Genomic DNA, 13,604 nt, shown 5'->3' on the forward strand with positions numbered 1-13,604 from the left:
TTACGACAACCGCCGTTGGAGGAAGAGCACGAAGATCATGAGCGTAGGTAGCGGTGCTAGAATGAACGGCACGAGCCAGAGCCAGACGTTCTTGCCGCGGACGCGTGCTTGGTCGATCATCCAGACAAACAGCCAGACCAGCAGACAGGCATAGTTCAAGATGATCCATTGAGTGGTGTGGGTCTTGAGGATGCTCGTGGTTTCCGATGGACCTTGGAGAAGGAAGATTCCCAACAGTAACACGAAGATGCCTAACAGGGTTCCAACGAGTTTCTTGCTCCAGACAAACATAGCTCCTCCAAACTCGATAAGACGGTATGCACTGAATCTGGGCTAAGCTAATTGGCTCGACAATTGTTTGTCAAACAGTAGAGCGTCATGAGTCTCCTTCGCTTGAGTGTAATCGTCGGTGCACTGATTATCTTGGTCGGTTTGGCCTGGTCGAACCCGACGACGGACGATTATTTACAGTTCGTTGAACAGGAATTGGGGAAGGCGATAGACCGAATGGACCAGGGCACATCGACTCGGGAACAGCAATTTCTTCGGCAGATGTTTCGGTCTCAAAGCAAGAAGCTGCTGGAGTCATTCGTTCGGCCAAATACGGTGAGGCGCAATTGGGGGCTTGTCAGTCACTATGAAACGCGGGTGGCCGATACGAAGGTCCTTGTGCTTGGTCTTGCTGGTCACTTCATTCCCCTGCGAGGTGTTGAAGAGGCGACTCTCAAGATCGGCCGAATGGCCTTCTAGCAAGAAAAAATGGCAAGGGTCATCTGCGGGAGGTCTCTGGCAATGAAATTTTCTGTGGATAACCTCCTCACGACAGCACTGAAATAGGCACTGCCGTTCACATCTCGACTATTCACAGCCTATCCCCTTACTTCTCAAATATCCACAATACTTGGTGTTGACAAAAAAACATGCTAGCTATATGTAGGTGTCACGCGGTATGAGCGAGCGGCTCATACCGGTATGAAGGCTCCGAATCGACACCTGAATCCTAATCCTTTTCCCCTTGGAGGACTACTGTGAGAATTGATCGCAAATTTACCCGCCGCAGCATGAGTCCATATGAGGGATTGGCGTTCGTCAAACGGTCGTCCGAGATTCGAAACCCCGACGGATCGACCGTCTTCAAGCTGGAGAATATCGAGGTTCCTGAACCCTGGTCGCAGCTGGCGGTCGATATTTTGGCGCAAAAGTACTTCCGGAAGGCCGGCGTTCCGCAGTGCGATCAGAACGGCCAACCGCTCATCGATGCCGACGGCAAGTCGGTGCTTGGTGGTGAGCGCGATGCCCGACAGGTCTTTGAGCGCATGGCCGGGTGTTGGACCCATTGGGGTCGGGCCTACGGGTATTTCAAGACTCCGGAAGAGGCGGAGTCCTTTCATGATGAGATGTGCTACATGCTGGCGCACCAAATGGCTGCGCCGAATTCCCCCCAGTGGTTCAATACCGGTCTTCATTATGCTTATGGATTATCGGGACCGGCGCAGGGGCACTATTACGTCGATCCGAAAACGCAAGAGGTGGTGAAGGCGACGAATGCGTTCGAACATCCGCAGCCGCATGCCTGTTTCATTCAGTCGATCGAGGATGATCTCGTAAATGAAAACGGTATCATGGACCTGTGGGTTCGAGAGGCGCGTTTGTTCAAGTATGGTTCTGGAACCGGGACGAACTTCTCGAAACTGCGAGGAGATGGCGAAGGACTGTCCGGTGGGGGGCGCTCTTCCGGGCTCATGTCCTTTCTGAAGATCGGTGATCGCGCGGCCGGAGCAATCAAATCCGGAGGCACGACGCGTCGCGCGGCAAAAATGGTCTGTTTGGATTTGGACCATCCTGATATCGAAGAATTCATCGATTGGAAAGTCATCGAAGAGCAAAAAGTAGCGGCCATGGTGACGGGGTCGAAGATCTGCGCGCAGCGGCTCAATGCCGTCTTGAAGGCCTGTCATGCCGTTGATGGCACCGGTGCGCTTCGGCTGGATCTCGAACAGAAGACGAATTCGGCCCTGCGCGAGGCGTTGGCGTCAGCCCGCCGTGAGATGGTTCCTGAGGCCTATATCCAACGGATGTTCTCCTATGCGCAGCAGGGGTTCACGCATTTTGTGTTTCACGAGTACGACACCAATTGGGATGGAAAGGCTTATCAAACGGTCTCCGGCCAGAATTCGAACAACAGCGTCAGGATTCCCAATGAGTTTTTTGCCGCACTTGAAGCCGATGGCGACTGGCAACTGAAACGACGTACCAACGGCAAAGTCTGCAAGACTATCAAGGCCAGAGAGTTATGGGACCGTATCGCGTGGGCGGCTTGGACCTGTGCTGATCCAGGGACGCAGTACGATACCACCATCAATGAATGGCACACGTGTCCGGAGGATGGGCGGATCAACGCCTCGAATCCCTGTTCGGAGTACATGTTCTTGGACGACACAGCCTGCAACCTTGCGTCCCTCAATCTGACGAAGTTCTACGGCACTGATGGGCAGTTCGAACTCGAAGGGTTCCGCCATGCGGTTCGGCTGTGGACCATCGCGCTGGAGATCAGTGTCTTGATGGCATCCTTCCCGAGCCGATCGATCGCTGAAAAGAGCTATCAGTTCCGGACGCTTGGATTGGGATACGCGAATCTGGGGACGGTGCTCATGCGTCAAGGCATTCCCTATGACTCGCCTAAAGCTCTCGCGATCTGCGGGGCCATCACGTCGATCATGACCGGGGAAGCCTATAGTGCATCGGCGGAAATGGCGGCCGAACTGTCCCCGTTCTCCGGATACGCAAAAAATCGCGAACACATGTTGCGGATCATTCGCAACCATCGACGGGCAGCCTATCAGGCGTCTCTCGAAGAATATGAACGGCTGACCATTGCTCCCGCCGGAATCCGCCCTGAGCATTGTCCCCCCGAATTGCTCTTGGCCGCCCGGAGAGCCTGGGACCATGCGCTTGAACTCGGGACTGCGTACGGATATCGCAATGCTCAAGTGACGGTGATCGCTCCGACCGGGACAATCGGGTTGGTCATGGATTGCGATACCACTGGAATTGAACCGGATTTTGCACTGGTGAAATTCAAGAAGCTGGCCGGTGGAGGGTACTTCAAAATCATTAATCAAAGTATTCCACTCGCCTTGGCCAATCTCGGGTATACGGATCAACAGGTGAGGGACATCGTTCATTACTGTGTCGGGGCTCAGACCCTCAAAGGTGCCCCGTTCATCAACCACGACACGCTTCGGCTGAAAGGTTTCGACGACACGGTGCTTGATCACCTGGAACGCAGCTTGTCGCAAGCGTTCGAGATTCAATTTGCGTTCAATAAGTATACGCTCGGGGAGAGCTTCTGCATTGAGCAACTTGGTCTGACCGAAGTGCAACTGAACGAGAAAAACTTCAATATGTTGAAGGTGCTTGGCTTTACGCAGGAAGAAGTCGCTGCCGCGAACGATTTCTGTTGTGGGACGATGACCGTCGAAGGCGCGCCCCATGTGAAGGCCGAGCATCTGGCGGTCTTCGATTGTGCGAATCGATGTGGTCGCATCGGGCAACGTTCCATCGCCGTCGATGCCCACATTCGCATGATGGCTGCGGCGCAACCCTTCATCAGCGGTGCGATCAGCAAGACCATCAATATGCCGTCCGAGGCCACGATCGAAGACGTCAAGGCCTCGTACTTCCTTGCCTGGAAGAGTATGGTGAAGGCGGTGGCGCTCTATCGAGACGGATCCAAACTCAGTCAACCATTGAGCGCGTCGTCCGATAGCGGGAGGGCGTTGGAGACTGTGCCTGGTGTTTTAGAAATGGCTGAAAAAGTGACCGAGCGCGTGCTTGTCCGGTATTTGGCCAAACGGCGTCCACTTCCCACTCGGCGTAATGGGTACACGCAAAAAGCCATCGTTGGGGGGCATAAGCTCTATCTCCGAACCGGTGAATACGAGGATGGGACGGTCGGGGAAATCTTTTTGGACATGCATAAGGAGGGAGCGGCGTTTAGGAGCCTGATGAACTGCTTTGCCATCGCCATCTCTCTTGGGCTTCAGCATGGTGTGCCGCTCGAGGAATTTGTGGAGGCATTCGTCTTCACCAGATTTGAGCCGAATGGTCCGGTCAAACTGAATGATCGGATTAAGATGTCGACGTCGATTATCGATTACATCTTCCGTGAATTGGCCGTCACGTATCTTGATCGATATGACCTTGCGCAGGTCAAAGAAGAAGATCTGCGTATGGATTCAATGAAGAAGGACGACATGGATCCCGAATGCTTCGAGGAAGAAGCGGACCTCGATGCATTGGCCAAGTCTTCCGTCGTGACCGAGCATCTTCCGATCCGTCGGAACGGCGGAAAGGGAAATGGTCATAGCCATGCCCATGGGAACGGCCATAGCGTTGCCCGGCAAGTCGAGATTATGCGGGAAACGCTGACGCTGACAGCCGTTCAAAGTGCAAAAGAGGCGCGGGTCAAGGGCTACGAGGGAGATCCCTGCCCAGAATGCAAGCAGTTCACCATGGTTCGGAACGGCACGTGTCTCAAATGTGTGACTTGCGGTTCGACGAGCGGATGTTCGTAAGGGATGTGTCACGATGCAGAATAAGCGGCATTCATCCTGTATTGGGCATAGAAAACGACGTATTCTACGGACTCGTGTCGGGGGCAAGGGATGCTCAGGCATGCGAGTCAGGGTTGGAAAGTCCTGTCTAACACCGTCACTGTGGCGGGCTCAGGCCAACCCGCATAGGGGCTGGACTCCGCTCCAGACGGTTCGTTCAGCAAGGCGAAGAAGACTGTAAGACCAGAAAGTTATGGGGAGTATCGATATGCCGACTACAACGCAGCTTGTCATCAGCGGACAGAGTAAACCAGGCACATTAGCCGGAGTGACGGCAGTGCTCGGGGCAGCAGGAGTCAATATCAAGGCATTTTCAGCTCCGGAGGTCATGGGGACAGGTAAGTTGCGGTTGCTCGTAGCTGACCTCGATGGGGCTCGGGCTGCTCTTCGGGCGGCAAAGATCAAATTCCGGGAGGAAACGGCCCTTGTTTTGAGCCTTGAAAACAAGCCTGGAGCCTTGAGGAGAGTGGCGGACACGCTGATGAGGAGCCGGATCAATATTAAGTGTGGCTATTGCACACCCTCGCGGGAGGGGAAGCGGGCCATCGTCGTCTTGACCGTTTCCAAAACTGAAAAAGCTCTTACGCTTCTCCGCAATCAATCGCTCGACGAGTTTTAGCCCATGCGGCTGAGGCCGCTCACGGATCCTTCGTCTTTCCTACTCATTGCGGTCGGGCTTGGTGTGGCCCTGCATCAAGGTTGCGCCGCATCTCTTCGTCACGTCGATCGATTTCCTGACTATCCTGTTGGATTCATCGAACGGGGGATGGCCTCGTGGTATGGCCCAGGCTTTCATGGGAATAAGACCGCCAACGGAGAGCGGTACAACATGTATGCATTGACGGCTGCGCATCGAACGTTGCCGTTGGGATCCGTTGCAGTTGTTCGTTCATTAACGTCAGGGCGCCATGTCACGGTCAGAATCACTGATCGAGGCCCCTTTGCCAAGGGGAGAATCCTTGACCTTTCGCTGGCTGGTGCTCAAGCGCTTGGGATGGTCGGCCACGGAACCGACCAAATTGAGCTTCGGGTCATACGCTATGATCCTCGACCAGAAGGGATGGGGGTCCTAAGGGTTCAAGTTGGCTCTTTTGCAGACCTTCACAAGGCTCAGGCTCTGGTCGCGCGGCTCCAACGCGACTTTGCCGATGGGCGTATTGTTCAGATAGATCTCCCTGAGGGGCGTCGGTATCGAGTCCAGATCGGCCGGTTCCTAGTCGAGCCAGAAGCTCAGAAAGCTTCAACGCGTCTTGATCGACTGTTTGATCTCCAATCCCTCGTGGTGCGGGATGATGAACAGATGTGAAGGCCGACGAGAGCAGATGGTGGAGCCCAGCCGTCGTCATGCGATGGCCATTTTTTCGAACCGATTGATTTTTCAGTATGAATTTTTGAATTACTTGCCTGCTCATGGCCCCTGTGATAGATGTATCGACTGTGAGCCCTATTCTAAGCGGTCCGGTTATCCTAATCGTACAATCCTCCGAAGGGTGGACCAAGAGGTATCCTCTGGGGGACGCCCGGCTTCTCATCAGGCCAGCCGAACTGGTGCAACGTCCCTAAATAGACGATTGCTATGGACATCCTCATCCTTTTAGGGTTGATAGGGTTATCCGCCGTTATTTCCACTGCCGAGATCGGCTTCTTCTCGGTCAACGAAACCAGACTGAGGGCCCTGGCCCAGAATGGCAGCAAGCGAGCGGAGAAAGCCCTGCAGCTCAGAAGTGACCCTCAGCGGCTCTTCTCGACCATTCTTGTGGGAGATCGCCTGGTGAGTACGGCGATTCCCATGTTTGCCACCTTTATTACGTTGAATGCATATGGTGAGAAGACCATTTTGGAAGAGGCCATCGCTGTCATGGTCGGAATCTTGACCTTCGTGCTGTTGGTCTGCGTGGACGTGGTACCAAAGACGTTGGCAGCGAAGTTCTCGGTGCCTGTGACGCTGAATCTTGCCTACCCGATCTATGGGGTGCAGGTGATGCTGCGGCCGCTCCTGTTCTTGATGGTGCCGCTGATCTACAGTTTGACGGGTGGAAAAGGACTCACGCATCCTCTGGTTACCGAAGAGGAACTGAAGATCATGCTCGATCAGGGTGGGAAAGCGGGCGAGATCGAATCGGAAGAAGTGAAAATGATCAAGAACGTGTTCCAGCTGAAGGATATTACGGCTGAAGATGCGATGACGCCACGTATCTATGTGTTTTCATTGGACGGAAATCTTCGTCTCAAGGAGGCACAGGAACAACTCTACAATTCGAAATATTCCCGCATCCCGCTCTATGACGGCACACTCGATAACATCACGGGCATCCTCTATAAGACCAAGGCGTTGACGGAGTTGGCCAAAGGACGAACTGAGTTACGCCTGCGGGATATTGCCCATCCTCCACTCTTTGTCCCGGCCGGGAAGACGGCGGACGATTTGATGAAACAGTTTCAACAAGAAAAACGACATATGGGAGTGGTCGTGAACGAATTCGGCGGGGTTATGGGGCTCGTGACCCTGGAGGATTTGCTCGAAGAGGTGGTCGGGGAGATTGTCGACGAAACGGACATCACGGAAGAACTCATCAAACGTATCGGTAAGAGCCAGATCTTGGTCCATGGGCGGACTGAGGTACGGAAAGTGAACGATTTTCTCAAGGTCGAACTCGGTGGGGATGAAGCCCTGACGATCGGAGGCTTGATCCAAGAAAATCTCGGTCGAATCCCCAAGGCAGGAGAAGAACTCCGCATCGAGAATTGCCGTTTGGTCGTCCACGAGGCTGATCCTCGCTCGATACGGAGTGTCACTATTTTCAAGGACGAGAAGGTCGCGGTACCGGTCGAAGCATCAGTGTGAGCCTACCGTTGTTCGGACGCATCGATTAACTTCCTGAATTCCTCCTCGTTAAGGATCTGTACGCCCAATTTCCGAGCCTGTTCAAGTTTGGAGCCCGCTTCGGAACCCGCCACGACATAGGTCGTTTTCTTGCTGACGCTGGAGGAGACCATCGCACCCAGTTGTTCAACCAGCACCTTGGCTTCCTCTCTCGAGCAACTCGCCAGTCCTCCGGTGAATACGAAGCTCTTCCCTGAAAGGGGGCGTGGACCATGGCTCTGCGGAGAGCGTTGTTCCATGATTGAGACGCCCAGTTGTTTCAATTGGTCGATAACCCGACGGTTGGACTGTTCCTGGAAGTAGGACACCAGGCTTTCAGAAATTTCAGGCCCGATCTCCCGGATGGCCTGCAACCGGTCGCGATCTGCCGCCATGATGGCATCGAGTGAGCCGAATTCATGGGCCAGTACTTTGGCGATATGCTGACCGACCTGGCGGATTCCCAGCCCCATCAAGAACCGCTCAAGTGGCACAGTCTTGCTTCGGGCAATGGCTTCAAGAAGAAGCGTCGAGGATCGTTCTGCAAAGCCTTCAAGTTTCAGGAGTTGTTCCTGGTTTAGCCGGTACAGATCGGAAAGGTCCTTCACCAGTCCTTGATCGATAAGCTGCGCGACGGTCTTCTTACCAAGTCCGTCAATGTTGAGGGCCATTTTCGACGCGAAGTGTTCAATGGCCCCTTTGAGCTGCGCGGGGCAGACCGCCTGTCCCGTGCAGTAGTAATAAGCCCCTTCTCTTGCCACGGTGGACTCGCATATCGGACAGTGTGGTGGCATCAGAAAGGGTTCTGGCCTGATTTGACCGGAGATGGGAATTCGTTCGGCGATGGCTGGAATGACGTCCCCGGCCCGCTCAACACGCACGGTGTCCCCAACGCGGATATCTTTTCGGGCCACCTCATCGGCGTTGTGTAGGGTTGCGCGACTGATGGTGACTCCACCTACTTCTACGGGTTTCAAAAGAGCAAGTGGGGTCAACGTTCCGGTACGCCCCACGGAGATAGCGATATCCTGTATTTCCGTAATTTCTTTTCGCGGAGGAAACTTGAATGCCATGGCCCAACGAGGGCTTCTGGATTTCATACCCAGCCGACTCTGCCAATCTACGCGGTTGATCTTCACCACGACGCCATCAATTTCATAGGGGAGATTGTCGCGCTGTTCTTGGGTTTCCCGGTGAAAGGCCAAGACCTGGTCAATGGTGTCGCATCGTCGGCGGAGCATGGGAACGGGAAGTCCCCACTCGGCCAACCGTTCCAGTTCGTCCCAGTGCGTTGAAGGAAGAGGACCGGTCATCGCCATCACTTCATAACAGGTCACGACCAACGGTCGAGAAGCCGTCATGCGCGAATCGAGCTGGCGGAGAGAACCGGCCGCGGCATTCCGCGGGTTGGCAAAGGCGTCGTTCCCCTGTTCCGTCATGCGACGATTGAGGGCATGAAAGTCCGAGAGGCGCATGTACACCTCGCCTCGGAGGACGAGATGCTCCGGGTAGCGGTCGGTCTGTAGCTGGAGCGGCAGGGCGCGAATCGTGCGGAGGTTAATCGTGACGTCCTCGCCGATCGTACCATCCCCACGGGTTGCCCCACGAACAAAGGTTCCATGGTCATAGACAAGTTCGACTGAGAGACCGTCGAATTTCGGCTCGACCGTGTAGTCGATCTGTTCCGTCTCAAGTTCTCGTTTCATCCGCTGGTCGAAGGCCAAGACTTCCACGGGATCCATCAAGGAGTCGAGACTCAACATGGGTCGTTCGTGCGGGACCTTCCCAAGTTCGTCCAAAGGAGGGGCCCCGACACGTTGGGTCGGGGAATCAGAAGTGACCAGGTCTGGGTATTTCAGCTCGAGCTCGAGCAGTTCCCGAAACAAGCGATCATACTCCCCATCGGAGATTTCGGGGCGGTCCTTCGCATAGTACAGATAGTCGTGGTGTCGGATTTGGTTCTTGAGTGTCGCGAGGCGATTTTCATCGGCCTGACGAATCTTGGAAGGGGGCGGCACGTCGCTAAAGAGAGAGTCCTGTCGCATCGTTGGACTCAACGATGTGGGGCTGCGGTGATCGACGCGAGGATGTTATGACAGCCGTGACTCAACATGAAAGCGACGCATGCTTGAAGCCCGGGCTGACCGTAGCACAGGCCGGGGAAACGGTCAAACGGATTGGTCTGCTTGCTTTGACTTTCGCACCAGTGCCCACTATTCTAAGCGTCTCTTCGTCCTCGGGAATCGGTGACGGCCGGGCAAAGGAGGGTATATGCGGAGGGATGAGCAGCCAATCTGTGCGCGAGTGAGGAAGACCGTTCTCTTCGGAATCCTATTGTGTGGGGGGATGGTCGTGAGCGGGTGTGTGGTCTTGGAAGAAAAGTTCAACGCCGAAAAGGCACGAAGTCTCAATTTCCAGCGCCTCTTGGCTCAGGAAGAAAAACGCACCGCTGAACTGGATAGCGAAGTGAAACGGACGAAGACAGAGCTGGCCGAGTTTGAGGCGAGAAACCGGGAACTGTCGGCACAGGTACAGATGGCGCGTGAACAGATGGCTCGTCTCCAAGAGGAAACTGAAGCGATCAGAGAAGCCACGGTGCTTGAACGCAAAGCCCTCGAAGATATGCAGCGGAAAAGCTCTTCCACTACGGGAAAGCCGAAGAAACTTGAGCCATTCAAAGAACCGGTAAAAGCCGTCACGACGGAATCGAGCGGAAGCGACCCCAAAAGCTCTTCTTCTCAAAGTGCCACGAATGTCACTCCGAAATCCGGCCAGATGGTCCATGTCGTGAAACCGGGTGAGACGCTGTTTGGTATCAGCCGTCGGTATGGCCTTGACATCGAGAAGGTAAAGAAGATGAACAAGCTGCCTGATGACATCATTGAGGTCGGCCAAAAACTCATGGTGGGGAGCGAATAAGCGGAACGAGATGCAGTCTGTGACCTATTCGCTCAGCCTGGATGAGTTTCGTTCTTATGCCGAGCAGGGCAATCTCATTCCCCTGTTTCGCGAAATTCTCGCGGACCACGATACTCCAGTCTCGGCTTTTGCCAAGATCGACCACGGTCCCTCTGCCTATTTATTGGAAAGCATCCAAGGAGGGGAGAAATGGGCGAGGTATTCGTTTCTCGGTAGTGGATCTCCAGTCGTCATCTACGAAGACCGCGGGGATTTATGCGTCAAGAAGGGGGGCCGCGTACGTCGGATCCCCAGTCGAGGGGCCCCCATGGATCGTCTGCGGGAGATCCTTGAAACCTATCGCCCTGTGACGGTGCCGGAGTTGCCTCGCTTTGTCGGTGGAGCGGTGGGGTATCTCGGCTATGACATCGTCAAGACATTTGAGAATCTTCCCTCCCGACGAAAAGACGACCTCCACCTTCCGCAGTTCGCCTTTCTCCTGACCGAGACGCTGCTGATCTTCGACAACGTATCGCAGAAAATCAAAGTCGTGGCCAACGCGCACGTGAAGTCCGGGTCGGACCGAGACATTCGTGCGGCCTATCGAGACGCGACAGCCCGCATTGAAAAGATGATCGCCAGAATTCGTCGGCCGCTCCGCCGTGTCAAACCAACGCGCCGGAGGTCTCCGCTCCGCTTTACCTCCAATATGAACCAGGCGGATTTTGAGAAAATGGTCTCACGCGCGCAGGACTACATCAAGGCGGGTGATATCTTTCAGTGCGTGCTTTCACAGCGTTGGGAGACGAATTTGCAGGCGCCGCCCTTTCAGCTCTATCGAGGGCTTCGCGTGGTGAATCCTTCACCGTACATGTATTACCTGCGTATCGCGGGGGTCGAACTGGTGGGGTCATCCCCGGAAATTCTGGTGCGTTGTGAAGATGGCCTCGCGTCGGTGCGTCCGATTGCGGGGACCAGGCGACGTGGAGCGACAGCGGAAGAAGATGCGGAACTCGAGCGACGCCTGTTGGCCGACGCCAAAGAGCGGGCTGAACACATCATGCTGGTGGATCTGGGGCGCAACGATATCGGCCGTGTCGTTGAACAGGGGTCGGTCAAGGTCGAATCGTTGATGAATGTCGAGCGGTATTCCCATGTCATGCATATCGTGTCGAATGTCACGGGAAAACTGAGCAAGGACAAGACCGTCTACGATGTGCTCAAGGCCTGCTTTCCTGCCGGCACGGTGTCCGGAGCACCGAAGATTCGGGCGATGGAAATTATCGAAGAGTTAGAACCCACAAGGCGTGGCCCCTACGCCGGAGCAGTGGGCTACATCAGCTTTTCAGGGAACATGGACATGTGTATTAATATTCGTACGGTCGTGGTTTCGCGCCATCGGGCCTTCATCCAGGCCGGAGCCGGCATTGTGGCTGATTCGAATCCGGTCCATGAGTATGAGGAAACGTGTAACAAGGCCCGTGCGATGATGAAAGCCATAGAACTGGCAGAGCAGGGGCTGGAATAGGGAATAGTCATTGGTCATCTGTCATTTGGCAGATTGTTCCTCAACGGAAACCAGCTCTCCATTGACGAACGACCGATGACGAATGACGGGCTTTATCATGCTACTTGTCATCGATAACTACGATTCCTTCACCTACAACCTCGTGCAGTATCTGGGTGAGTTAGGCGAGGATGTCCAGGTCGTTCGCAACGACAAGATTACTCTGGATCAGATCGGGGAGTTACATCCAGACCGCCTGGTGATTTCTCCGGGGCCCTGCACGCCGAAGGAAGCGGGAATCTCAGTCGATGCCATCAGGCGATTTGGAGGGAAGATTCCCATCCTCGGCGTCTGTTTGGGGCATCAGTCGATGGCCGTGGCCTACGGAGGGGAAGTGATCCGTGCGGTTCGGCTGATGCATGGGAAGACATCCCAGATCAAACACAACGGGAAGACCATCTTTCAATCGTTACCCAATCCGTTTGAGGCGACGCGGTACCATTCGCTGATTGTGAACCGGGCGAATCTTCCGGGCTGTTTTGAGATCTCAGCAGAGACTGCCGAGGGTGAAATCATGGGACTCCGGCATAAAACGCTTGGTGTCGAAGGGGTCCAGTTTCACCCGGAATCTATTCTGACGACGGCAGGCAAGGATCTGCTGCGGAACTTCTTGAAACTCTAGCCCCACCTAATTTGTATTGCCATGATCAAAGATGCACTCGCCAAATTGGCTGACCGAATCGCTCTTTCCGCGCAGGAAGCCGAAACCGTCATGTGCGAGGTCATGGATGGCATGGCGACTCCGGCGCAGATTGCCGCCTACTTGATGGGCCTCAGGCAGAAAGGTGAAACGGTTGATGAAATCGTCGGGTCGGCGAGCGCGATGCGAGCGCGGGCTGCGCGTATCAGAGTCGGAGCTTCCATCATCGTCGATACCTGTGGAACAGGTGGTGATGGAGCCAATACATTTAATATCTCGACGGCCGCAGCCTTCGTGGTAGCGGGGGCCGGTATCACCGTCGCGAAGCACGGCAATCGTTCCGTGTCGTCCAGGAGCGGAAGTGCCGATGTGTTGAGTGCTCTCGGGGTCCAGATCGATCTGGATCCGAGTCGCATGGTGGACTGCATCGATGACGTTGGGATCGGGTTCTTGTTTGCTCCGCACTACCACAGCGCGATGAAATATTGCGCTGGGCCGAGACAGGAAATCGGTATCCGGACCATCTTGAATCTGTTGGGGCCGTTGACGAATCCGGCCGGAGCGACGCATCAAGTGCTTGGGGTCTATGAGGCACAAAAAACCGAAATATTGGGACGAGTCCTGATGGAACTGGGATCGCAACATTGCTTCGTGATTCATGGCATGGACGGACTGGATGAGATCACGCTGTCGGAACGGACGAAAGTCTCCGAGGGGAAAGGCGGAGTCGTCTCGAGCTACTTTCTTGCGCCGGAGGAATTCGGCCTGTCACGTGTGCCTAGGAAAGAGTATGCCGGCGGTTCGCCTGAGGATAATGCACGGATCGTAAAAGAGATCTTGCAAGGCCGGAAAGGCTCCAAGCGCGACATCGTCTGTTTGAACGCAGCGCCTGCTATGGTAGTAGGTCAGAAAGCAAAAACCCTTCAAGAGGGATTCCGTCTGGCGCAGCAGACTATTGATTCGGGGGCTGCCGCAGAAAAGCTGGAGAGGTTGATCGCCTATACGACGAGGGTATGAGTC

Annotated in this window: 11 protein-coding genes; 9 read left to right on the top strand and 2 right to left on the bottom strand. The window is 54.9% G+C overall.

What is annotated here, in order from left to right:
* Entirely contained in the window at window positions 1-291 is a 291-nt protein-coding gene (locus ACYX34_RS17210) for a hypothetical protein (protein WP_462077813.1), read from the bottom strand.
* 87 nt (window positions 292-378) lie between these two features.
* Between ACYX34_RS17210 and ACYX34_RS17215 the strand changes: the two genes are divergently transcribed.
* The 5 genes from ACYX34_RS17215 (at window position 379) to ACYX34_RS17235 (ending at window position 7,461) form a co-directional block, all read left to right on the top strand.
* A complete protein-coding gene (locus ACYX34_RS17215) occupies window positions 379-750 on the top strand; it encodes a DUF4359 domain-containing protein (RefSeq protein WP_462077814.1) in 372 nt (123 codons plus the stop codon).
* A 278-nt stretch (window positions 751-1,028) separates the two neighbouring features.
* Window positions 1,029-4,577, top strand: a complete 3,549-nt coding sequence (locus tag ACYX34_RS17220) for a vitamin B12-dependent ribonucleotide reductase (protein WP_462077815.1) — start codon at window positions 1,029-1,031, stop codon at window positions 4,575-4,577.
* Between the two features lie 247 nt (window positions 4,578-4,824).
* Window positions 4,825-5,235 (top strand): hypothetical protein, encoded by a 411-nt coding sequence (locus ACYX34_RS17225; protein ID WP_462077816.1) that lies wholly within the window; start codon window positions 4,825-4,827, stop codon window positions 5,233-5,235.
* A 3-nt stretch (window positions 5,236-5,238) separates the two neighbouring features.
* Window positions 5,239-5,922: a septal ring lytic transglycosylase RlpA family protein gene (locus ACYX34_RS17230; RefSeq protein ID WP_462077817.1), complete on the top strand. Its 684-nt coding sequence runs from the start codon at window positions 5,239-5,241 to the stop codon at window positions 5,920-5,922.
* Between the two features lie 270 nt (window positions 5,923-6,192).
* Window positions 6,193-7,461: a hemolysin family protein gene (locus ACYX34_RS17235; RefSeq protein ID WP_462077818.1), complete on the top strand. Its 1,269-nt coding sequence runs from the start codon at window positions 6,193-6,195 to the stop codon at window positions 7,459-7,461.
* Between the two features lie 2 nt (window positions 7,462-7,463).
* Here the strand turns inward: ACYX34_RS17235 and ligA are convergent, their stop codons facing one another.
* Window positions 7,464-9,524 (bottom strand): NAD-dependent DNA ligase LigA, encoded by a 2,061-nt coding sequence (ligA, locus tag ACYX34_RS17240; RefSeq protein WP_462077819.1) that lies wholly within the window; start codon window positions 9,522-9,524, stop codon window positions 7,464-7,466.
* A 226-nt stretch (window positions 9,525-9,750) separates the two neighbouring features.
* On the opposite strand from ligA, the gene ACYX34_RS17245 reads away from it, so the two are divergent.
* The 4 genes from ACYX34_RS17245 to trpD all read left to right on the top strand — a co-directional run bounded on the left by ACYX34_RS17245 (window position 9,751) and on the right by trpD (window position 13,601).
* Entirely contained in the window at window positions 9,751-10,398 is a 648-nt protein-coding gene (locus tag ACYX34_RS17245) for a LysM peptidoglycan-binding domain-containing protein (protein ID WP_462077820.1), read from the top strand.
* A 10-nt stretch (window positions 10,399-10,408) separates the two neighbouring features.
* Complete coding sequence (trpE, locus tag ACYX34_RS17250) at window positions 10,409-11,905, top strand: anthranilate synthase component I (protein ID WP_462077839.1); 1,497 nt, start codon at window positions 10,409-10,411, stop codon at window positions 11,903-11,905.
* A 97-nt stretch (window positions 11,906-12,002) separates the two neighbouring features.
* Complete coding sequence (locus ACYX34_RS17255; protein ID WP_462077821.1) at window positions 12,003-12,566, top strand: anthranilate synthase component II; 564 nt, start codon at window positions 12,003-12,005, stop codon at window positions 12,564-12,566.
* 21 nt (window positions 12,567-12,587) lie between these two features.
* Window positions 12,588-13,601 (top strand): anthranilate phosphoribosyltransferase, encoded by a 1,014-nt coding sequence (gene trpD, locus ACYX34_RS17260; RefSeq protein WP_462077822.1) that lies wholly within the window; start codon window positions 12,588-12,590, stop codon window positions 13,599-13,601.
* Window positions 13,602-13,604: the final 3 nt, after the last annotated feature.

Source organism: Nitrospira sp. CMX1 (assembly GCF_054902215.1).

Coding starts and splice junctions, on each gene's coding strand:
- ACYX34_RS17210 (WP_462077813.1), bottom strand. CDS start 291: ATGTTTGTCTGGAGCAAGAAACTCGTTGGAACCCTGTTAGGCATCTTC.
- ACYX34_RS17215 (WP_462077814.1), top strand. CDS start 379: ATGAGTCTCCTTCGCTTGAGTGTAATCGTCGGTGCACTGATTATCTTG.
- ACYX34_RS17225 (WP_462077816.1), top strand. CDS start 4,825: ATGCCGACTACAACGCAGCTTGTCATCAGCGGACAGAGTAAACCAGGC.
- ACYX34_RS17230 (WP_462077817.1), top strand. CDS start 5,239: ATGCGGCTGAGGCCGCTCACGGATCCTTCGTCTTTCCTACTCATTGCG.
- ACYX34_RS17235 (WP_462077818.1), top strand. CDS start 6,193: ATGGACATCCTCATCCTTTTAGGGTTGATAGGGTTATCCGCCGTTATT.
- ligA (WP_462077819.1), bottom strand. CDS start 9,524: ATGCGACAGGACTCTCTCTTTAGCGACGTGCCGCCCCCTTCCAAGATT.
- ACYX34_RS17245 (WP_462077820.1), top strand. CDS start 9,751: ATGCGGAGGGATGAGCAGCCAATCTGTGCGCGAGTGAGGAAGACCGTT.
- trpE (WP_462077839.1), top strand. CDS start 10,409: ATGCAGTCTGTGACCTATTCGCTCAGCCTGGATGAGTTTCGTTCTTAT.
- ACYX34_RS17255 (WP_462077821.1), top strand. CDS start 12,003: ATGCTACTTGTCATCGATAACTACGATTCCTTCACCTACAACCTCGTG.
- trpD (WP_462077822.1), top strand. CDS start 12,588: ATGATCAAAGATGCACTCGCCAAATTGGCTGACCGAATCGCTCTTTCC.